This window comes from Nonomuraea sp. NPDC004354 (assembly GCF_053602555.1).
Genome location: NZ_JBSGDV010000003.1, coordinates 328,831 through 349,334, shown reverse-complemented (window position 1 = coordinate 349,334; position 20,504 = coordinate 328,831). Strand labels below are relative to the sequence as shown.

Genomic DNA, 20,504 nt, shown 5'->3' with positions numbered 1-20,504 from the left:
GCGGTCGGTCACCGGCGGCGCATGACCCGGCTTGCCGTACGAGATCCGGAACGTTGGCAGATCATGCCGGTGAACGCCCGCCGGAGACGTCCTAATGTGCCCGCAACGGCCTGCGGGGCGGCCACCGAACCGATGGAGCGCGAAACAGAGGGGCTCTCATGGTTTTGGGTTGGACCAAACACGGAGACGGCAAGCATCTGGGCCCCGGAGAGGTCGTCAAGCCTGACGAGCGCCTCTCCTGGCCCCGCATGGTGGGGTTCGGCGCGCAGCACGTGATCGCGATGTTCGGCGCGACGTTCGTGTTCCCGCTGGTCATGGGCCTCGACCCGAACGTCGCGATCATGATGTCCGGCGTCGCGACGATCCTCTTCCTGCTGATCGTCAAGGGGAAGATCCCCAGCTACCTCGGCACCAGCGCCTCCTTCGTCGGCGGCGTGCTGGCCATCAGGGCGGCCTTCGGCGGCGACACGCCGGCCGTCGACGCCATCGTGACCGGCGCCATCCTCGTCGCCGGGTTCGTGCTGTTCCTCGCGGGCGTGGCGATCCACGTGCTGGGCGTGGAGATCATCCACAAGATCTTCCCGCCGGTGGTCACCGGCGCGGTGGTCATGCTGATCGGCTTCGGGCTGGCGTTCGTCGTCGCCGACGTCTACTGGCCGCAGGACCAGTGGATCGCGATGATCACGATGGTGATCACCTTCGTGGTGATCGTCGCCTTCAAGGGGTTCATCGGCCGCATCGGCATCCTCATCGGGCTGATCGCGGGGTTCGTGCTGTCCTGGGCGGCCGACCGGATCTTCGGCGACATCACCGCCTTCAACGCCGCCACCAGCAAGATCGACACCCATCCCCGGCTCAACCTGAGCGCCATCGCCGACGCCCCCTGGATCGGGCTGCCCAACATGCACCTGCCCGACATCAGGTTCTCGGCCTCCCTGCTGGTGCTGCCCGCGGTGATCGCGCTGATCGCCGAGAACATCGGCCACGTCAAGGCGGTCGGCCAGATGACCGGCGCCGACGTCGACCCCTACATGGGCCGCGCGGTCGCCGCCGACGGCATCGGCACGATGGTCACCAGCGCGGTCGGCGGCTCGCCCACCACCACCTACGCCGAGAACATCGGCGTCATGGCCGCCACCCGCGTCTACTCCACCGCCGCCTACTACATCGCCGGCATCATCGCCATCCTGTTCGGGCTGTGCCCGAAGTTCGGCGCGCTGGTGGCCGCCACGCCGGGCGGCGTGCTGGGCGGCGTCACCGTGATCCTCTACGGCATGATCGGCCTTCTCGGCGCCAAGATCTGGGTCGAGAACAGGGTCGACTTCTCCGACCCCGTCAACATGGTCCCCATCGGGGCGGGCATCATCATGGCGATCGGACCGGTCAAACACATGATCACCAGCGACTTCACCCTGGAGGGCATCGCGCTCGGCACCATCGTGGTGGTGGGCGGCTATCACCTGCTGCGCGTGATAGCGGGCCGGACACCGGCGAGGGAGCACACCGGGTGAAGCCGGCCCCGTTCGTCTACCACGCCCCACGCGACCTCGACGAGGCCATGGCGGTCCTGGCCGAGGCGGGGGCGCACGGCAAGGTGCTGGCCGGGGGCCAGAGCCTGATCCCGCTGCTCAACATGCGCCTGGCCGCGCCCGAGCAGCTGGTCGACATCAACCGCGTCGCCGCCCTCGAACCCTTCGGGATCGAGGGGGCGGGCGTGCGCGTCGGCGCGCTGGCCCGCCATTCCCAGATCGAGCGCTCGGCCGAGGTCGCGCGGGCGCAGCCGCTGCTGCGCCAGGCGCTCAAGCTGGTCGCGCACCCGGTGATCCGCAACCGCGGCACCGTCGTCGGCAGCCTGGTGCACGCCGACCCCGCCGCCGAGCTGCCCGCCGTCCTGGCGCTGCTCGAGGGCACGGTACGGCTGGCCCGCGTCGACGCCGTACGCGACGTGCCGGCGAGCGAGTTCTTCACCGGGCCGCTCGAATCGGCCCTGGAAGCGGGCGAGCTGGCCGTCTCGGCCTACTTCCCCGCGCTGCCCGAACGGGCCGGCACGGCCTTCGTCGAGGTGGCCAGGCGGCACGGCGACTACGCGCTGGCCGGCGTCGCCGCCTTCGTCCGGCTCGACGACGACCTGCGGGTGGCCACCGCGAAGGTCGCCTGCGTCGGCGTCGGGCCCGTCCCGATGGTGGCCGACGTGAGCGAGGAGTGCGAGCACCGTCCCGCCTCGACCGTCGACTGGGCGGGCGTGGCGCGTGCCGTACAGGACGGGACCGAACCGGAGGCGGACATCCACGCGACCGCCGAGTACCGCAGGCACCTGGTCGGGGTGCTGGCCGTGCGGGCACTGACGGAGGCGGCGAGAAATGCGGCATGACATCACGCTGGTCGTCAACGGCGTCACCCGGCGGGTCAGCGTGCCCGCGCGCCGCCTGCTGTCCGACTGCCTGCGCCACGACCTCGGGCTGACCGGCACCCACGTGGGCTGCGAGCACGGGGTGTGCGGCTGCTGCACGGTGCTGCTCGACGGCGAGCCGGTGCGCTCGTGCCTGACCTTCGCGGTCACCGTCGACGGCAGGCGGATCACCACCGTCGAGGGCCTGGCCGGGCCCGACGGGCTGTCGCCCGTGCAGCGCGCCTTCGCCGAGTGCCACGGGCTGCAGTGCGGCTTCTGCACCCCGGGGTTCCTCTGCACGGTCACCGCGCTGCTGGAGGAGAACCCTTCGCCCACCGACGAGGAGATCGTGGACGGGATCTCCGGGAACCTGTGCAGGTGCACCGGCTACCAGAACATCGTCAAGTCCGTCCACCGGGCGGCCGAGCTGATCGCGGAGGAGGAGAGCAGATGACGACGCGGCTGTTCGGAGAGCGGATCCAGCGCAAGGAGGACCCCCGCCTGCTGACCGGGCAGGGCCGCTTCCTCGACGACCTGGGCCGCGACGCCCTGGCCGTCGCCTTCGTCCGCTCCCCGCACGCGCACGCCCGCATCCTCGACATCGACGTCTCCGGCGCGCTCGACGTCGAGGGCCTGGTCGCCGTCTACACCTGGGAGGACCTGCCGGGCCGCGTCGCCGAGCCGCTGCCGCTGCTCATCCCGCACCCCGCGCTCACCCACGGCCGCACCGCCTACCCGCTGGCCAAGGAGTTCGTCCGGCACGTCGGCGAGCCCGTCGTCATGGTCGTCGCCGAGGACCGCTACCTGGCCGAGGACGCCTGCGCCCGCATCCACGTCCACTACGAGCTGCTCAAGCCGGTCGTCGGCATCGAGGAGGCGGCCCAGGGCGCCGCCCTCGTCCACGACGACGTGCCCGGCAACATCGGCGCGCACCTCGTGCAGGAGGTGCCCTCCAGGGAGGGGAGGAGCGCCCGCGAGGCGATCGAGGCCGCGCCGCACACCCTCGCCTTCCGGCTCGACATCGAGCGCAGTGCCAGCATCCCGCTGGAGGGCCGCGGCGTCCACGCCCGCTGGGACGGCACCGACCTGCGCGTCCACTCCTCCACCCAGACCTCCACCAGCGTGCGGATGGCGATCGCCGCCAAGCTCGGCCTGCCCCTGCCGCACGTCGAGGTGATCGCGCCCGACGTCGGCGGCGGCTTCGGCGTGAAGATCGTGCACCCGTGGCCCGAGGAGATCCTGGTGCCCTGGGCGGCGATGCTGCTGGGCCGCGAGCTGAAGTGGACCGAGGACCGGCGCGAGCACTTCATCTCCTCGGCGCACGAGCGCGGCCAGGTCCAGCACGTGCGGGTCGGCTTCGACGACGAGGGCCGGGTGCTCGGCCTGGACGTGACGATCCTGCACGACCACGGCGCCTACACGCCGTACGGGATCATCGTGCCGATCATCACCTCGACGCAGCTGCTCGGCCCCTACAAGATCGGCGCCTACCGGGTCGCGTTCAGCTCGATCTACACCAACACCGTGCAGGTCACGCCGTACCGGGGCGCGGGCCGCCCGCAGGGCGTGTTCTGCATGGAGCGGACGATGGACAAGATCGCCCAGTACCTCGGCAAGGACCGCACCGAGGTGCGCTCGGCCAACTTCATCCAGCCCGAGGACTTCCCCTACGACCAGGGCATGATCTTCCAGGACGGCCGGCCGCTGATCTACGACAGCGGCGACTACCCCGCCATGCTCGCCATGCTGAAGCGGCTCATCGGCTGGGACGACTTCGAGAGGCGGCCGGGCCTCGGCATCGGCGTCGGCTGCTACGTCGAGGGCACCGGCGTGGGGCCGTACGAAGGCGGGCACGTGCAGGTCACCTCCGACGGGCGCGTGCACGTCTCGACCGGCCTCACCTCGCAGGGGCAGGGCCACGAGACGGTGTTCGCGCAGATCGCCGCCACCGAGCTCGGCGTGCCGATCGAGCGGGTGTCCGTGGTCACCGGCGACACCCGCAGGTTCGGGTACGCCGTGGGCACCTTCGCCTCCCGGGCGGCCGTCATGAGCGGCAACGCCATCGCCCTGGCCTGCCGGAGGGTGCGCGAGAAGGCGCTGCGCATCGCGGCCGACGCGCTGGAGGCCGACCCGCGCGACCTGGAGATCACCGACGGCGTCGTCCACGTCGTGGGCGCCCCGACGGCCGCCATCCCGCTGTCGACGGTGGCGGTGCTGTCCAACCCGCTGCGCTACTCCTTCGACGCCGAGACCGCCAAGGCGACGCAGTTCTCCGGCACCGGCTCCTTCGACAAGCCGCCCGTCGCCGAGGGCGACGAGCCGGGGCTGGAGGGCCGCGACTACTACTCGCCGCTGCGCTCCACCTTCGCCGCCGGCATGCACGCCGCGATCGTCGAGACCGACAAGGACACCGCCGAGATCCGCATCCTGCGCTACGCCGTCGTCCACGACTGCGGCAGGCTCATCAACCCGATGATCGTCGAGGGCCAGATCCACGGCGGCGTCGCCCAGGGCGTGGGCGGCGCGCTGTACGAGCGGATGGTCTACGACTCGCACGGCCAGCTGCTCAACGCCTCCTTCATGGACTTCCTCATGCCGTACGCCACGGAGATCCCGCGCATCGAGACCGACCATCTCGAGACGCCCTCCCCGCTCAACCCGCTGGGCATCAAGGGCGCAGGCGAGGCAGGTGTCATCCCGGTTGCCGCGGTGATCGCCAGTGCGGTCGAGGACGCCGAAGGACTGGCCGTCGACCGGATGCCGATCTCGCCGTCGGAGCTGTTCCATCTAAGATCCGGCGGGTGAGCGAACTACGAGCACCCGCGGCGGGCCTGACCGAGCTGCCCGCCGTGCCCGCCGACGTCCGGCTGATCGACCTGGCCTGGAACGCGCTGACCGAGCTGCCCGCCCGGGTGGGCGAGCTGGCACTGCTGGAGGAGCTGCGGCTCGACGGCAACCGGCTCGCCTCGCTGCCCGCGCTGCCGTCCTCGCTCAGGGCGCTGCACGTCGACGGCAACCGGCTGACCCGGCTGCCCGCGTGCCCGCCGGCGCTGGAGACCCTGTTCGTGTACGGCAACGCCCTGACGAGCCTGCCCGCCGAGCTCGGCCCGCTCAGACACCTGGCGGCCGGCGGCAACCGGCTGACGGAGGTGCCCGCCGCGGTGTGGCGCCTGGAGCGTCTCGAATCACTCAACCTCGCCGAGAACCGGCTCACCCGCCTGCCGGAGGCGATCGGCGGCCTGGGCCGCCTCCGGATGCTGGACCTGGCCCACAACGAGCTGCGCGAGATCCCGCCGGCCATCGGCGAGCTCGACCTGACCGACTACCTCTACCTCGGCGACAACGCCTTCACCTCGGTGCCCGAGACGCTGGGCAAGCTGACCCGCCTGGCCTACCTCAACCTGGCCGACAACGCCATCGCCGAGCTTCCTGACACGATCGGCGGGATGGCGGCGCTCAAGGAGCTGCGGCTGTCAGGCAACAGGCTGGCCACGCTGCCCGGGACGGTCGGCGGCCTGGGCGAGCTGCGCGAGCTGCACCTGCGGGGCAACCGGCTGACCCGGCTGCCCGCGCTGCCGGCCGGGCTGCGCCTGCTCGACCTGCGCGACAACCATCTCCCCGAGATCCCCTTCCTCGGGAACCTGGCCGCGCTGACGCACCTCGACCTGCGCAACAACCGGCTGCGCGCGGTGCCGTCCTGGCTGGGCGAGCTGCCCGCGCTGGAGAAGCTGGACCTGCGGTGGAACAAGCTCGACGGCGGCACCGCCGTCCTGCGCGACCTGCAGGCGCGCGGCTGCGTCGTGCTGCGCTGAACGGCGCGGGCCGAGGGCTCGGCGGCGACCCGCACCTGAAGGACCACCGCGTCAGGAGCTGATCAGCGGCCGGACGGCTCCTGCGGCAGGTCGCGCATCGTCCGCAGCGGCGACAGCAGCAGTGGGATGACCGACAGCGGCGTCAGCGCGCAGGCGATCCACAGCGCCGCCACCACGCCCAGGCGCTCGCCGAGCACACCGCCGATGAGCGCCCCCAGCGGCAGCGTGCCCCACACGATGAAGCGCATGGTCGCGTTCATCCTGCCCAGCAGATGATCGGGGGTGATCGCCTGGCGGAAGCTGAGCTGCGACACGTTGTAGACCACGATGCCGGCGCTGACCACGAACCAGGCGAGCACGTACAGGCCCAGCCGCCACCCCTGCGCCGCGAGCGGCACCAGCAGCATGAACGGCGAGGTGAGCAGGGCCGACAGCCAGATCGTCCGGGCCGAGCCCGCCCACCTCGACACCGGGCCCACCAGCGCCGCGCCCGCCAGACCGCCCACGCCCGCGGCCGAGAACAGCAACCCCATCACGCCCGGGCTGACGCCGACGACGTTGATGAGGAAGAGCACGGCGAGCGCGTTGTTCATGGCGTTGGCCAGGTTGGCCGAGGCCGTACAGGCGGCGATCATCCGCAGGATCGGGTGCCGCAGCACGAACGCCAGGCCCTCGCCGATCTCCCTCACCAGGCCGCGCCGCTCGTCACGGGCAGGGGTGTCCCTGTCGCCCTTGATGCCCGCCAGCAGCAGTCCCGACAGCAGGAAGCTGACCGCGTCGACCAGGATCGCCACCGGCGCCGTGACGAGATGCACCAGCCATCCGGCCGCCCCGGGACCGGCCACCTGCGCGCCCGAACGGACGATCTCCAGCTTGGCGTTGCCCTCGACGATCCGGTCGCGCTCGACCAGCGACGGCAGATAGCTCTGGTAGGCGACGTCGAAGAAGACCGTCGCCACGCTGACGCACAGGCCCACCACGTACAGCTGCGGCATCGACAGCACGCCCAGCCACCACGCCACCGGCACCGAGGCCAGCAGGGCCGCCCGCGCCAGGTCGCCTGTGATCAGGATCGGCCGGCGGCGCAGCCGGTCCACCCACACCCCGGCCGGCAGCCCGATGAGCAGGAACGCCGCGGTCTCCGCCGCGACCAGCAACCCCATCTCGAACGGCGTGGCGCGCAGCGCCACGACCGCCACCAGCGGCAGCGCCACCATGCTGACCTGCGTGCCGACCTGGCTGATGGTGTCCGCGCCGAACAGCAGGAGGAAACCGCGATGCCGTAAGAGACCCATCTGCGGTATCCAACCAGACCGCGCGGGCCGGCCCCCCGCCCGGTCCGGTCGGCGGACGTGGGCCACCGGCGCCGCGGTATCGGCCGCCGTGCGGGGCGCGGCGGCCTAGTGGCCGATACCCGCCGGGGCGCCCTCCACCCGGGTAGCGCGCCCGGGGGCTGCGATCCGCTTCCTGAACACCCAGTACGTCCAGCCCTGGTAGCCCAGCACGAACGGCAGGACCGCCAGGCCGATCCACGTCAGCACGCCCAGCGTGTAGGGGCCGGACGCGGCCTCGGCCAGGGTCAGCCCGGGCAGGGGCCGCTGCGCCAGCATCCCGAACACCGCGACGGAGGTCAGGACGATCGCTCCCGCCGTGGCGGCGAACGCCCAGCCCTCCCTGCGCCGCCAGATCAGCGAGCCGCCCGCGGCCAGCAGCGCCATCGCGCTCACCGCGGCGACCCACACCGCCGGGTCGCCCTCGCCGGGGATGGACGACAGGGCCACGATCGCCAGCGGGATGACGGCGACGGTGGCGCCCGTCGCGACGGCGCGGGCGCGCTGCCGTACCCGGCCCTCGGTCTTGAGCGCCAGGAACACCGCGCCGTGCAGCACGGTGACCGCCAGGGAGAAGGCGCCGCCGATCAGCGCGGCCACGCCGCTGTCCAGCAGCACGTCGGCGAAGACGGCGCCCCACAGGAAGGCGGGCAGCGCGCTGCCGGCCAGGATGCCCGCGTCGGCCCAGGCCCGGTCGGCGGCGTGCTCCAGCTTGCCGCGCCACTCCAGCGCGACCCCGCGCACGATCAGCCCGACCAGGACCAGCGTCAGCGGCAGGTAGAAGGTGCTGAGCAGGCCCGCGTACCAAGCGGGGAAGGCGGCGAACATCGCGCCCACGGCGGTGATCAGCCAGACCTCGTTGCCGTCCCACACCGGGCCGATGGTCTGCAGGATCTGCTTGCGCTGCCCCTCGTTGCGGCCGAGGAACGGCGACAGCATGCCCACCCCGAAGTCGAAGCCCTCGAGGACGAAGTAGCCGGTCCAGAGGAAGGCGATGATGACGAACCACAGATCGATCACGGTGCTCTCCTCAGTACATCAGCGACGGCTCGCGCACCGGTTCGCGGACCGGCGCGGGAAGCGGTTCGGGACCCTTCTTGACGTTCCTGACCAGCAGGACGCCTTCGGCCACCGCCAGCAGGCCGTACACGAGGGTGAACAGCGTCAGCGACGTGGCCACCTCGGCCAGCGACACGCCGGGCGAGACGCTGGAGGCGGTCAGCAGCTCGCCCGCGACCGTCCACGGCTGCCGCCCGATCTCGCTGAGCAGCCATCCGGCGATGATCGCGAGCAGCGGCAGCGGGAGCGCCAGCACCAGCGCCCTGGCGTACCAGGACGGCACCTGCCGGCGCCTGCGGGTCAGCCACAGGCCGAGCAGCGACAGGCCCACGGTCGACAGGCCGAAGCCGAGCATCACCCGGTAGGACCAGAAGACGATCTGCTGGTCCGGGCGGTAGTCGCCGGGGCCGAACCGCTGCTCCAGGCGGCGCTGGACGTCCTCGGTGCCCTGGACGACGGCCTCGGTGTCGCCGGCCGACAGGAAGCTGAGCAGCTTGGGGATCTCGATGCCCGGCACGACGTGGAACGGCGCGCCCTTGGTGTCGTGCGTCAGGCCCTCGGCGGCGGCCAGCTTCATCGGCTGCTGCTCGTACATCAGCTTGGCCGACATGTCGCCGGTGCCGGCGACCACGGCCCCGGCGATCGCGGTCATGACCAGGGCGCCGCGCAGCGGGCCGCGGAAGGTCGTGTCGCCCTTGAGCAGCCGGTAGCCGCTGACCGCCAGCACGAACCCGCCGGCGACGATGAAGCTGGCCGCGACCACGTGCGGCACCTGGGCGAGGGCGGTGGAGTTGGTCAGCACGGCCCACAGGTCGGTCATCCTGGCCTTGCCGTCGACCACCTCGTATCCCACGGGGTGCTTCATCCACGCGTTGGCGGCGAGGATGAAGTAGGCGGAGATGTTCGAGCCGATCACCGCCGCCCAGATGGTCGCCAGATGGACTCGCTTCGGCAGCTTGTCCCAGCCGAAGATCCACAGGCCGAGGAACGTCGACTCCATGAAGAAGGCGACCAGCGCCTCCAGGGCCAGGGGGGCGCCGAACACGTCGCCCACGAACACGGAGTACTCGCTCCAGTTCATCCCGAACTGGAACTCCTGCACGATGCCCGTCACCACGCCCATCGCGAAGTTGATCAAAAACAGCTTCCCGAAGAACTTCGTCAGGCGCAGGTAGTGCTCCTTGCCGGTGCGGTGCCAGGCGGTCTGGAGTCCGGCGACGAAGACGCCGAGCCCGATCGTCAACGGTACGAACAGAAAGTGGTAGACGGTGGTCACCCCGAACTGCCACCGTGCCAGGTCAAGCGCGTCCATCTTCCCCTCAGCGGGCTTGGAGCTCTACGAGCTGTAGTTCTACTAGAAGTAGTACTACGGCTTGTAGAGCAATGCGACGGGGGAGCGCTGCGATCTTTGTCACAGACATGACTCGAGGGGTGCGAGGCCGCACACCTCGCACCCCTCGAGAGCCCCCTGGAGTTCCCCCTCCGAGGTCAACAATGGCCGGTCGGGGCGGTGCCGCGCGTCACCCGTGCGGCTGATCCTCCCCTACGCCGCCCGGCGGAGCGCCGCCCGGGGGCATGCGTCGGGATTGTCGTCGTCGACGGTCGGGAGGACCACCGCGCGTGGCGTGCGATCGAGCGACGACCCGGTGGGGGTCGGCGCGACCTCGCCGGCCGCGATCCCGGCCGGCGCGCGCACCAGGCGCGTCGCCGCCGGTCGCCCCGCGACCGTGGGCCCCATCCTGCCATGGATCATGTGCCATTCTCGGCGTGAGTTGCCATGAGGAAGGGGCGCGGGGCTGCCTAGAGTGGCCTGTGTGAAGGTCGCAGGCAGTGCGGTGCTCGGCATCGGCAGAGATCGTGTGTGGGCCGCGCTCCAGGACCCGGCGGTGCTGGTGCGCACCATCCCGGGCTGTGAGCGCCTGGAGGAGACGGGCCCCGGCACCTACCGGATGACGGTCAGTGCCGGCGTCGCCTCGATCAAGGGCGTCTACCAGGGGGAGGTGGCGCTGTCGGAGCCGCTGCCGCCCGAGCGTTTCGTGCTGCGGGCGCGCGGGCAGGGCGCGCCCGGCACCGTCGACGCCACCGTGGAGGTACGGCTGGCCGAGGTCGAGGGCGGCACGCGCGTCGACTACGACGCCGAGGCCGTGGTCGGCGGCATGATCGGCGGGGTGGGCCAGCGCATGCTGGGCTCGGTCGCCAAGCGCACGGCGGGCGAGTTCTTCAGCGCCGTCGAATCCCACCTGGTCGCCGGGGTGCCGGTCCACGCGGCGGCGGGTCAGGCCGCCCTCGCCGGATCGGCGGCCGCGCCCGGCCATCCGGTCCCTGCCGTGCCGGCGGCCGCCCTCGACCTGCCGCGCCAGCGGGGCGGCTCGCCCGCCGCGCCCGCTCCGGCGCCCGCTCTCACACCCGCTCCGGCACCCGCGGCCACGGGACAGGTCTTCGAACGGCCGCAGCCGGTGAAGGAGCAGGCGCAGACCCGGCCGTGGGTCATGCTGGCCGCCTTCGGCATGGGCGCGGGCATCGCCCTGGGCAGCGCCGCCATCGGCTGGGTCCTGGGCCGCGCGGGCCGCCGCTGAGCCACTGAGTCGCTGAGCCGCTGAGCCGGGGGCGCTAGTGGCTCCTGATCGAGGTCCGGGGGTCGGCCGGCCAGAGGCGGCGCAGTTCCCCGGCCAGCACCGCGGTCAGGTCCTCGAGGTCGGCGCGCGCCGTGGCGTGCATCGCCTCGGCGACGATCAGGACGGCGCTCGTGCCGTCCCTGACGGCGGAGTGGCCGCTCTGCCGGTTGGACCAGCGGCGCGCGTGCGCCCGCCCCTCGGCGTCGGCGAAGATCACCTCGCCGGGTTCGGGCCGCTCCACCTCGCCGCCGAAGGTGAGGTAGCTCTCGTCGCCGGCGGCGTAGCGGACCTCCAGGTCGCCCGCGACGCGGGCGAGATCGAAGACCCCGACGGGGATGGCGTAGGCCAGCGAGATCGCGTTGCACAGGTCGATCAGCGGGTGGAGGCGCGGCAGCGCTCCCTCCCGCCGGAAGCGCCGCAGCAGCGACTCCGAGGCGCACCGGTACTGGGTCGGCTTCAGCCCCATCCGGGAGAAGGCACGGCGCCACGCCTGGATCTCGGGAAGATCGGCCTCGGTGCCCGAGGCGAGCCGTTCCTTGGCGGCGGCGGTGAACCTGTCCAGGTCGGGCGCGGCGTCGGGCGTGATGCCGTCGGCGCGGACCACTCCCACCGCGAGCTCGGGGAAGTCGGACCAGACCGACGGTGAGTGCTGGAAACGCATGAGGATCCCTAGAGGTCGGCGAAGGCGAGTCGGACGCCGAGAGCGACGAAGGAGGCGGCGAAGACCCGCCCCATCCAGGCCATCACCCTCGGCCGCGAGGTCACCTGGTCGCGCACCGAGGCGGCGCACACGCCGTACGCGGCGAACACGACGAACGTGACCAGCATGAACACCCCGCCCAGCCACAGCATCTGCGCGCCCGAGGTGGCGAACTGCGGCAGGAACGCGAGGAAGAACATGGTCAGCTTCGGGTTGAGTATGTTGATCAGGACGCCGGAGACGATCGTCCTGGTCGCCGAGCGCGGGGCGGCCGCCTCGTCCACGGCGACCGCGCCCCTGTCGCGCAGCGCGTGCCAGGCCATGAACAGCAGGTAGGCCACGCCGAGATACTTCAGCACCTGGAAGGCCGCCGGGCTGGCGTGCAGCAGCGCGGCGAGCCCGGTGACCGTGGCCAGCAGGTGCGGCACGATGCCGAGCGTGCAGCCGAGCGCGGCCACGACGCTCGCCCCCCGTCCGTGGGACAGACCCGCCGACAGCGTGTAGACGACGCCGGTGCCCGGTGTGGCCACCACGACGAGCGTGGTCAGCAAGAACGCGAAACTCACCCGTCCACCCTGCCGCCACAATGGCCTGATGAACAGGTCCAAAGAGGGCGGCTTTGACAGGTCCATAACCGTCGGCTCCGATTTCCTGCAACTGGATGCCGGCGACGCGCCGCCGGGCGGGCTGTCCGACTGGCTGGCCGGGCGGCTCAGGCTGGCCATGGCCGACGGCCGGCTGCCGGTCGGCGGCAGGCTGCCACCGACCCGGGTGCTGGCGGGCGAGCTGGGCGTCTCGCGGGGCGTGGTCACCGAGGCCTATCAGCGGCTGCGGGAGGAGGGTCACGTGGCGGGCCGCGGCAGGGCCGGAACGGTCGTCGTCGCCGTCCCCGCGACGCCTCCCGCTCCCGGCCCGCCACGCCTGGCCCCGGCGGGCGGGCCGTTCGCGGGCGAGCCGGCGGCCGACGTCTTCGACGCGCTGCGCGCCGCCCCCGCCCGCGTCGACCTGTCGCCCGGCCTGCCCGACCTGGCCGCCTTTCCCCGCGCGGCCTGGCTGAGGGCCGAGCGGGCGGTGCTGGCCCACCTGTCGGCCGCCGACCTCGGCTACGGAGATCCCAGGGGCGCGCCCGCCCTGCGCACGGCCGTCGCCCACTGGCTGGCGCGCACCAGGGGGATCGGCGCCGACCCCGGCGACGTCCTGATCGTGTCGGGGACCGCCCAGGCGCTCGGCCTGCTGGCCCGCGTGCTCGGCGGCGATGGGATCGACGAGGTGGCGGTGGAGGAGCCGGGCTCGCTCGGCGCCCGCCAGCACCTCAACGCGGCGGGCGTGCGCACCCCGCCCGTCACCGTCGACGCCGAGGGCGTGCGGGTGGACGAGCTGCGCGCGCTCGGCTCGCCCGCCGTCCTGCTGACCCCGGCTCACCAGTTCCCCACCGGCGTGGTGCTCGCCGGGCGGCGGCGACGGGCGCTGGCCGCCTGGGCGAGGGCGGGCGGCCTGATCGTCGAGGACGACTACGACGCCGAGCACCGCTACGACCGCGCCCCGGTGCCCGCCGTCCGCTCGGTGCTGGCCGAGCAGGTCTGCTACGCCGGAAGCGTCTCCAAGCTGCTCGCCCCCGCCCTGCGCCTGGGCTGGCTGCTGGCGCCCGCGCGATACCGGGAAGCGCTGGTCGAGGCCAAGCGGTTCGCCGACCTCGGCAACGCCGTCCTGCCGCAGCTGGTGCTGGCCGCCCTCATGGACGGCGGGGCAATGGAACGCCACCTGCGCCTGGTGCGCACCCGTCACCGGCGGCGCAGGGACGCCATGGTCGAGGCGATCGCCGCGCACCTGCCGGGGGCGGTGGTGCACGGGGCGGCCGCCGGCCTGCACCTGACGGTCACCTACGAGGCGGGGCCCGCCGACACGGAGCTGGCCGCGGCGGCGCTGGCCCGCGGGGTGAAGGTGCAGCCGCTGTCGTGGCACGCCCAGCGTCCCGGCCGGCCCGGGCTGGTGCTGGGCTACGCCGCGCGGACGGCCGCGGAGATCGGTGAGGGCGTGGCGATCCTGGGGGACCTCCTGCGCGAGTAGACAGGCAACCATATGGTTGCCTATTCTGCGGGTGTGGACGCGGTGTTCAAGGCGCTGGCCGACACGAGCCGCCGCAGGCTGCTCGACCGCCTCAACGAGCGCAACGGGCAGACGCTGCTCGAGCTGACCCAGGGGCTCGGCATGAGCAGGCAGGCGGTGAGCAAGCACCTGGCGGTGCTGGAGGCCGCCAACCTGGTCAGCACCGTGCGCCATGGCAGGGAGAAGCTGCACTACCTCAACCCCGTTCCCATCCACGAGATCGCCGACCGCTGGATCGGCCGCTACGAACGAGGGCGGCTGTCCGTGCTGGCCCGGCTCAAACAATCGCTGGAGGCACCTGTGAACAAGCCCGAGTTCGTCTACGTGATCTACATCCAGACCACCCCGGAGAAGCTCTACCAGGCCCTCACCGACCCCGAGCTCATCAAGGTCTACATGGGCGGCACCGGGCCCGAGTCCACCTGGGAGATCGGCTCGCCGGTGCGGTGGAAGTCCTTCCCCGACGGCGAGTTCCAGGAACTGGGCCAGCGGGTGCTGGAGGCCGAGCCGGGCAAGCGGCTGTCGTTCACCTGGCACACGCTCCAGCCCATGCACCGCGAGATGTTCGACTCCGACGAGGCGTTCGCCGTGGCGGTGAAGGAGCGCTCGAAGGTGACCTTCGAGATCGAGCCCGCCGAGCTGGAGGTCTTGGGCGTCAAGCTGACGATCATCCACGACGGCTTCGACAGCCCTGACAGCAAGATGCTGGGCAGCGTCAGCGGCGGCTGGATCATGATCCTGTCGGCGCTGAAGACGTTCCTGGAGGGCGGCAGCCTCGTCACCGGCCAGTGACGGCCGCGCGCCGCGGGCGTGCCCGCGCCGTGCGGGCTCGTGATAGATAGGGGGACATGGGCAGACGGGCCGGGCGGCGCAGGCAGGACGTGCTCGAGGGGGCCGCGCGGGTGATCGCCGAGCGGGGCGCGGAGGCGACCAGGTTCGCCGACGTCGCCGAGGCGTCGGGGGTCCCGATCAGCACCCTGCAGTACTACTTCGGCAACCGCGAGGACCTGCTCGTCGCCGCCTTCCGGCACGCCGCGGCCACCGACCTCGAAACGGCCAGGCAGGGGCTGCGGGGCAGCCCCTGGGAGCGGCTGCTGCACATCGCCCGCCACGTGGCGGGCGAGGAGGGCGGCGGCTGGCGCGTCTGGGTGGAGTCGTGGCGGTGGGCGCTGCGCGACGCCGAATGGCGGGGGGAGTTCCTGCGCGACTACGAGGCGTGGCGCGGGCTGCTGGCCGAGGTGATCGCCGACGGTGCCGCCGACGGCAGTTTCGCCGCCGGCGACGACCCCGTCCTGCTGGCCAGCCAGGTGCTCGCGCTGCTCGACGGCCTCGGCATGCCCTCGGCGCTGGCCGACCCCGCGCTCAAGGACCCTGAGGTGCTCACCGGGGCTCTCCGGAGGCTGCTGGCCGTGACCGGCTGACCCCGCTGGGCGTGACCCCGCTAGGCGTGCGCGCGGGAGACGGCGGGCTGCTGCTGGGTGATGCAGTGGATGCCGCCGCCGCCCGCGAAGATCTGCCTGGCGTCCACCAGCTCGACCGCCCGTGAGGGGAACACCTTGGCGAACAGCGCGGCCGCCTCCTCGTCGCGCGGGTCGTCGAAGGCGCACAGCACGACGGCGTCGTTGGCCAGGTAGTGGTTGATGTAGGAGTAGTCGACGGGCTCGCCGTCCACCTCGGTCACCGTGGGCGCCGGCACCTCGACGACCTCGAGGGCGCGGCCGCGGGCGTCGGTGAACGAGCGCAGCAGGGCGATGTTCTCGCGGCACACCTCGTGGTCGGGGTGCGACGGGTCGGGCTGGCTGTGCGCCAGCACCAGGCCGGGGCGGGCGAAGGCGGCGAAGACGTCGATGTGGCCGCGCGTGCCGTACTGGCCGTAGTCGGCGGTGAGGCCGCGCGGCATCCACAGGCACTTCTCGGCGCCGATGAACGCCTTCAGCTCGGCCTCGACCCGCTCGCGGGTCCAGCCGGGGTTGCGGAACGGGTCGAGCTGGACCGTCTCGGTCAGCAGCACCGTCCCCTCGCCGTCCACGTGGATGCCGCCGCCCTCGTTGACCATCTCCGACGCGTACGGCACCGCCTCGGCCATCTCCGAGACGAGCGTGCCCACCTTGGAGTCGTTGTCCCAGCGCGCGAAGCTCTGCTGACCCCAGCCGTTGAAGACCCAGTTCGCCGTGGCGAGCCCGCCCTTGCCGTCCACCAGGAAGGTCGGCCCGCTGTCGCGCAGCCACGCGTCGTCGATGGGCCGCTCGACCACGGTGATGCCGGGGTCGAGGTAGTAGCGGGCGTCGGCGCTCTCCCCGGTGTTGGCGACCATCACCACGGGCTCGTACCTGGCGATCGTGTCGGCCACCTGGCCCCACGCCCTGCGGGAGGCCTCGAGGTCGGTGAAGGTCGGGTTGGCGGTGGGGAAGGCCATCCACGTGCGGGCGTGCGGCTCCCACTCGGCGGGCATCCGGTAACCGGCGGCGGCTGGAGTCATGGCGTGTCCTTTGGGCTAGAGGAAGTACAGGCGGCTGAGCGGGACCGACGTGGCGGGCTCGACGCCGACGAGTTCGCCGTCGAGCGTGACCTGCCCGGTGCGGGGGTCCACCCTGACCTCGCCCAGGCGGTCGTTGCGCACCATCGAGGCGGGCCCGATCCCGCGCGTGCCGCGCACCGGCACCTGGCGGCGCCTGGTCGGCAGGGTCTGTGACACCCCGCTGACGAAGGCGACCGACAGCTCGGCGGGGGTGGCGCCGTGCCCGCCGAACTGCGGGCCGTACACCAGCGGCTGGCAGCCGTCGGTGGAGGCGTTCGGGTCGCCGGTGACGCCCCAGGCGGGAAAGCCCGCCTTCAGCACCAGCCACGGCTTGGCGCCGAACGAGGCCGGGTCCCACAGCACGATGTCGGCCAGCTTGCCGACGCTGATCGAGCCGACCTCGTGCGACAGCCCGTGCGCGATCGCCGGGTTGATCGTCAGCTTGGCGATGTAGCGCAGCACGCGCGCGTTGTCCGGCTCGCCCGAGGAGAACCTGGAGGCCAGCTGGAAGGTACGGCGGACGGTCTCGCCCGCGCGGCCCATGCCCTGCGCGTCGGAGGAGGTGATGCCGATGACGCCGAGGTCGTGCAGCACGTTCTCGGCGCCCATCGTGCCCGCCCTGATGCGCTCGCGGGCGATGATCTGGTCGCTGGGCAGGTCGGGCTTGAGCCCGTGCGCCGCCACGATCATGTCGTAGTGCTCGCCCAGCGCGTCGCGGCCGAAGGGCAGCGTGGGGTTGGTGGACGAGCCGATCACGTTGGCGACGCCCGCCATGCGCAGCACGTTGGGGACGTGGCCGCCGCCGCAGCCCTCGATGTGGAAGGCGTGGATGGTCCTGCCGTCCAGGACGGCCAGCGTGTCCTCCACCGACAGGCACTCGTTGAGCCCGTCGGTGTGCAGGGCCACCTGCACGTCGTGCTCCTCGGCCACCCGCAGCGCGGTGTCGAGCGCCCTGGTGTGCGCGCCCATGTCCTCGTGCACCTTGAACCCGCACGCGCCGCCCTCGACCAGCGCCTCCACCAGCGGGTCGGCCACCGACGACGAGCCTCGGGCCAGGAAGCCGATGTTCACCGGCCAGGCGTCGAACGCGGCGAAGGCGTTGCGCAGCGCCCACGGCGAGTTGACGCCCACCCCCCACACCGGGCCGAACTCCTGGCCGATGATCGTCGTCACGCCCGACGCCAGCGACGCCTCCATGATCCGCGGCGACATCAGGTGGACGTGCGTGTCGATGGCGCCCGCCGTGGCGATCAGCCCCTCGCCCGAGACGATCGTGGTGCCGGTGCCGACCACCACGTCCACGCCGTCGAGCGTGTCGGGGTTGCCGGCGCGGCCGATCGCGTGGATGCGGCCCCCGCGCACGCCGATCGACACCTTCCTGACGCCCAGCAGCGCGTCGATCACCAGCACGTTGCTGATGACCAGGTCGCAGGTCTCGCGGATGGCGGCGGCCTTCAGGTGCAGGCCGTCGCGGGCCGTCTTGGCGAACCCGGCCAGGAACTCCTCTCCCGGCTCCTGCGAGTCGTGCTCCACCTCGACGACCAGGCCCGTGTCGCCGAGCCGTACCAGGTCGCCCTGGCGCGGCCCGTGCACCCCGATGTAGTCGTCCACCTACGCCCCCTCGTATCCGCAGGCGCGCGCCCGGCGCAGCGCCTCCTCCTTCGCGCCCGGCGCGTCCAGCGGCCCGTCGACCAGTCCCGCGAACCCGACCGCGGTACGGGCGCCGCCGATCGCGACCAGCTCCACCTCCACCGTCGAGCCGGGGTCGAAGCGCACGGTCGCGCCCGCGGGCACGTTGAGCCGCATGCCGTACGCCTCCTCCCGGGGAAAGCGCAGGCGCGGGTTGGCCTCGAAGAAATGGAAGTGGGAGGTGACGGAGACCGGCACCTCGGCGGTGTTGAGCACCTCGAGGCGCACGGCCGCCGGCGGCAGCTCCCACGTGGACCTGGACACGACGGCTCCCGGCGCGGCGGCGCCGAGCGAGCCGCCGCCCAGCGGGTCGGTGACCACCGCCAGCCTGCTGCCGTCGTCGAAGACGGCCTCGACCGTCACCTGGGTGACGATGTCGGCCACCCCAGGCAGCACGTCGTCGGGGCCCAGGACGCTCTGGCCCGCGGCGATGGCCTCGGCCAGCCGGGCCCCGTCCCTGGCCGCCTCGCACACCGTGTCGGCGATCAGCGCGGTCGCCTCGGGGACGTTCAGGCGCAGGCCGCGGGCCCGCCTGGCGCGGGCCAGCTGCGCGGCGGTGAAGAGCAGGAGCCGGTCCCGCTCGGTCGGCGTCAAGCGCACCAGTGCCTCCTTCTTTCGATGGCCCGATGGCAACAGTGGAACATTCGCAGGTGGGAACCGCTGACGCGGGTGACCGTATCGTCATACAGGTTCGCCGTACAAGCTGTTGGAAAAGGATCTCCCGGCGTAGCGTGGCTGGTATGCGGGAGGCACACGCTGAAGACGCAAGGAACGAGGCCCGACGAGTCATCAACAACCTGCTCGGACAGGAGCGGCCGACGGCGGCCGCGCTGATCGCCGAAGCGCGCGCCACCCTGGGCGAGGACCGCACCTCCCGATGTCTCGAGCTGGCCCTCGGCGCGTCGCTGACCAGGCGTTCGGCCGAGCTGTCGGCCATCGCCGCGCTCGTGGTCGGCGTGCGGGAGCTGGGCGCGGTCTGGTGGGAGTCCGAGCGGGGCGCCAAGCTGCCCGCCCCCGTCGAGGTGCTGCACACCGCCGCGGCGATCGAGCCGTGGACCGACCTGACGGTGCTGGAGATGCTGGCCGCGTGGATCGCCGACGACGCTGCCGACGAGCTGTGGGGACGCCCGGTGGCCGAGGTCGACCTCAACTCGTGGCAGGCCGAGGACCGCGTCGAGCTGCCCGGCGGCGTCCAGGCGGGCGACCGGCTCGTGGTCCACTTCGACGCCGGCGGCAGGCTGGACGCCGTGGTGACCAGGCGATCCGACGGCGAGCTCGGCTCCAACCTCGACTTCTCCTCCCTGCGCTACTCCAGGCCCGCCGAGGCGCAGTGGAGCTGGGGCGTGGCCGCGGGGCTCGGACCGCATCCGCTGCCGGGCGAGGAGCCCGACCCCTACGCGCGGACGGTGCCCGACGACGCGGTACGCATCCTGCGCGGGTGGGCGCTGGGCCACGGCGCGACACGCGAGCAGCTCGGCGAGGGCTGGTCGAACGTCGGCGACGTGGTGGGCGCCATCGAGCGGGTCGACTGGATGTGGCGCAGCGCCGAATGGTTCGGCTGGTGGCGCGGGGCGTCGGCGCTGGTGGACGCGTCGGGTTATCTTCCCCACAGGCTGGAAGAACTCGCGGCGGGCTGAGCGTTACGCCATGTCGTGAAAGTTGAGATCTTCTCCGACGTCGTCTGTCCCTGGTGCTACATCGGACACCGGCGCTTCGCCCGGGCCGCGGCGCGTTTCGCGGGCGAGGTCGAGGTGACCTACCGCCCCTTCGAGCTCAACCCCGACGCCCCGGTCGAGGGTGAGCCGCTGCTGGAGGCGCTCGGGCGCAAGTTCGGCGGCTCGGCCGCGCAGATGACCGAGCACGTCGCGGCCGTCGGCGCCGAGGAAGGGCTGGAGCTGCGCTTCGGCCAGGCGATCAGCGCGAACTCCTTCGAGGCGCACCGGCTGATCGAGCTGGCCGCCGGCCAGGGCCTGGCCGCGCGGATGGCGGACCGGCTGTTCGCCGCGCACTTCACCGACGGGCTCAACATCGGCGACCCCGAGGTCCTGGCCAAGCTGGCGGCCGAGGTGGGCGTCACCGACACCGGGGAGGCGGCCGCGCAGGTGCGCGAGCAGCTGGCCAGGGCGCGCGAGCTGGGGATCACCAGCGTGCCGTTCTTCCTGTTCGAGGAGCGGTTCGGGGTGTCGGGCGCGCAGCCGGAGGACACCTTCCTGGCCGCGCTGGAGGAGGTCGCCCAGCGCACGGCCGGCTGAACGGCGCGCCCCGTCCCTGTCGGCGCCCTGTCC

The 20,504-nt window shown here is 72.4% G+C and carries 20 protein-coding genes; 11 read left to right on the top strand and 9 right to left on the bottom strand.

The features are described from left to right. Positions 1 to 158 precede the first annotated feature (158 nt). The 5 genes from ACWENQ_RS12330 to ACWENQ_RS12310 are packed head-to-tail and all read left to right on the top strand — an operon-like array spanning position 159 to position 6,201. On the top strand, positions 159 to 1,511 hold the full coding sequence (locus ACWENQ_RS12330) for a uracil-xanthine permease family protein (RefSeq protein ID WP_449924173.1): 1,353 nt from the start codon (positions 159 to 161) through the stop codon (positions 1,509 to 1,511). Further along, positions 1,508 to 2,371 (top strand): FAD binding domain-containing protein, encoded by an 864-nt coding sequence (locus tag ACWENQ_RS12325; RefSeq protein ID WP_449924171.1) that lies wholly within the window; start codon positions 1,508 to 1,510, stop codon positions 2,369 to 2,371. Before ACWENQ_RS12330 ends, ACWENQ_RS12325 begins: the two co-directional genes overlap by 4 nt. Then, complete coding sequence (locus tag ACWENQ_RS12320; RefSeq protein ID WP_449924168.1) at positions 2,361 to 2,843, top strand: (2Fe-2S)-binding protein; 483 nt, start codon at positions 2,361 to 2,363, stop codon at positions 2,841 to 2,843. Before ACWENQ_RS12325 ends, ACWENQ_RS12320 begins: the two co-directional genes overlap by 11 nt. Further along, a complete protein-coding gene (gene cutA, locus ACWENQ_RS12315) occupies positions 2,840 to 5,194 on the top strand; it encodes an aerobic carbon-monoxide dehydrogenase large subunit (protein WP_452414130.1) in 2,355 nt (784 codons plus the stop codon). Before ACWENQ_RS12320 ends, cutA begins: the two co-directional genes overlap by 4 nt. Further along, on the top strand, positions 5,191 to 6,201 hold the full coding sequence (locus ACWENQ_RS12310) for a leucine-rich repeat domain-containing protein (RefSeq protein WP_452414129.1): 1,011 nt from the start codon (positions 5,191 to 5,193) through the stop codon (positions 6,199 to 6,201). The genes cutA and ACWENQ_RS12310 overlap by 4 nt, the downstream gene beginning before the upstream one ends. Positions 6,202 to 6,263: 62 nt before the next feature. Here ACWENQ_RS12310 and ACWENQ_RS12305 read toward each other — a convergent pair whose 3' ends face one another. The 4 genes from ACWENQ_RS12305 to ACWENQ_RS12290 all read right to left on the bottom strand — a co-directional run bounded on the left by ACWENQ_RS12305 (position 6,264) and on the right by ACWENQ_RS12290 (position 10,344). After that, positions 6,264 to 7,496: an MFS transporter gene (locus ACWENQ_RS12305; protein ID WP_452414127.1), complete on the bottom strand. Its 1,233-nt coding sequence runs from the start codon at positions 7,494 to 7,496 to the stop codon at positions 6,264 to 6,266. Between the two features lie 105 nt (positions 7,497 to 7,601). Continuing rightward, positions 7,602 to 8,552, bottom strand: coding sequence for a cytochrome d ubiquinol oxidase subunit II (gene cydB / locus ACWENQ_RS12300; protein ID WP_452414126.1), 951 nt, complete (start codon positions 8,550 to 8,552; stop codon positions 7,602 to 7,604). Between the two features lie 10 nt (positions 8,553 to 8,562). Beyond that, positions 8,563 to 9,903, bottom strand: a complete 1,341-nt coding sequence (locus ACWENQ_RS12295; RefSeq protein ID WP_452414124.1) for a cytochrome ubiquinol oxidase subunit I — start codon at positions 9,901 to 9,903, stop codon at positions 8,563 to 8,565. 231 nt (positions 9,904 to 10,134) lie between these two features. After that, complete coding sequence (locus ACWENQ_RS12290; RefSeq protein ID WP_452414122.1) at positions 10,135 to 10,344, bottom strand: hypothetical protein; 210 nt, start codon at positions 10,342 to 10,344, stop codon at positions 10,135 to 10,137. Positions 10,345 to 10,405: 61 nt separating this feature from the next. Here ACWENQ_RS12290 and ACWENQ_RS12285 point away from each other — a divergent pair, with 61 nt between their 5' ends. After that, positions 10,406 to 11,167, top strand: a complete 762-nt coding sequence (locus ACWENQ_RS12285; RefSeq protein WP_449924152.1) for an SRPBCC family protein — start codon at positions 10,406 to 10,408, stop codon at positions 11,165 to 11,167. Positions 11,168 to 11,201: 34 nt separating this feature from the next. On the opposite strand, the gene ACWENQ_RS12280 is transcribed toward ACWENQ_RS12285, so the two are convergent. Then, entirely contained in the window at positions 11,202 to 11,867 is a 666-nt protein-coding gene (locus ACWENQ_RS12280) for a B3/B4 domain-containing protein (RefSeq protein WP_452414121.1), read from the bottom strand. 8 nt (positions 11,868 to 11,875) lie between these two features. Continuing rightward, positions 11,876 to 12,472: a LysE family translocator gene (locus tag ACWENQ_RS12275; protein ID WP_449924147.1), complete on the bottom strand. Its 597-nt coding sequence runs from the start codon at positions 12,470 to 12,472 to the stop codon at positions 11,876 to 11,878. A gap of 28 nt (positions 12,473 to 12,500) precedes the next feature. Between ACWENQ_RS12275 and pdxR the strand changes: the two genes are divergently transcribed. The 3 genes from pdxR to ACWENQ_RS12260 are packed head-to-tail and all read left to right on the top strand — an operon-like array spanning position 12,501 to position 15,433. Next, on the top strand, positions 12,501 to 13,973 hold the full coding sequence (gene pdxR / locus ACWENQ_RS12270) for a MocR-like pyridoxine biosynthesis transcription factor PdxR (protein WP_452414119.1): 1,473 nt from the start codon (positions 12,501 to 12,503) through the stop codon (positions 13,971 to 13,973). Positions 13,974 to 14,006: 33 nt separating this feature from the next. Continuing rightward, a complete protein-coding gene (locus ACWENQ_RS12265; RefSeq protein WP_449924141.1) occupies positions 14,007 to 14,804 on the top strand; it encodes an ArsR/SmtB family transcription factor in 798 nt (265 codons plus the stop codon). 56 nt (positions 14,805 to 14,860) lie between these two features. Next, positions 14,861 to 15,433, top strand: a complete 573-nt coding sequence (locus ACWENQ_RS12260) for a TetR/AcrR family transcriptional regulator (RefSeq protein WP_354904214.1) — start codon at positions 14,861 to 14,863, stop codon at positions 15,431 to 15,433. Positions 15,434 to 15,453: 20 nt separating this feature from the next. Here the strand turns inward: ACWENQ_RS12260 and ACWENQ_RS12255 are convergent, their stop codons facing one another. From ACWENQ_RS12255 to ureA, 3 genes are read right to left on the bottom strand one after another with little or no spacing between them, the layout of a single operon-like run. Continuing rightward, the gene (locus ACWENQ_RS12255; protein WP_452414117.1) at positions 15,454 to 16,491 is read right to left on the bottom strand and encodes an agmatine deiminase family protein; all 1,038 of its coding nucleotides are present in this window, start codon (positions 16,489 to 16,491) and stop codon (positions 15,454 to 15,456) included. 15 nt (positions 16,492 to 16,506) lie between these two features. Further along, the gene (locus ACWENQ_RS12250; protein WP_449924133.1) at positions 16,507 to 18,141 is read right to left on the bottom strand and encodes an urease subunit alpha; all 1,635 of its coding nucleotides are present in this window, start codon (positions 18,139 to 18,141) and stop codon (positions 16,507 to 16,509) included. Continuing rightward, positions 18,142 to 18,819, bottom strand: a complete 678-nt coding sequence (ureA, locus tag ACWENQ_RS12245; RefSeq protein ID WP_354904206.1) for an urease subunit gamma — start codon at positions 18,817 to 18,819, stop codon at positions 18,142 to 18,144. A gap of 140 nt (positions 18,820 to 18,959) precedes the next feature. On the opposite strand from ureA, the gene ACWENQ_RS12240 reads away from it, so the two are divergent. Beyond that, positions 18,960 to 19,856, top strand: a complete 897-nt coding sequence (locus ACWENQ_RS12240; protein WP_449924130.1) for a hypothetical protein — start codon at positions 18,960 to 18,962, stop codon at positions 19,854 to 19,856. 15 nt (positions 19,857 to 19,871) lie between these two features. Then, positions 19,872 to 20,471 carry a DsbA family oxidoreductase gene (locus ACWENQ_RS12235; RefSeq protein WP_452414116.1) on the top strand — a complete coding sequence of 200 codons (600 nt, stop codon included), beginning with the start codon at positions 19,872 to 19,874 and terminating at the stop codon, positions 20,469 to 20,471. Positions 20,472 to 20,504: the final 33 nt, after the last annotated feature.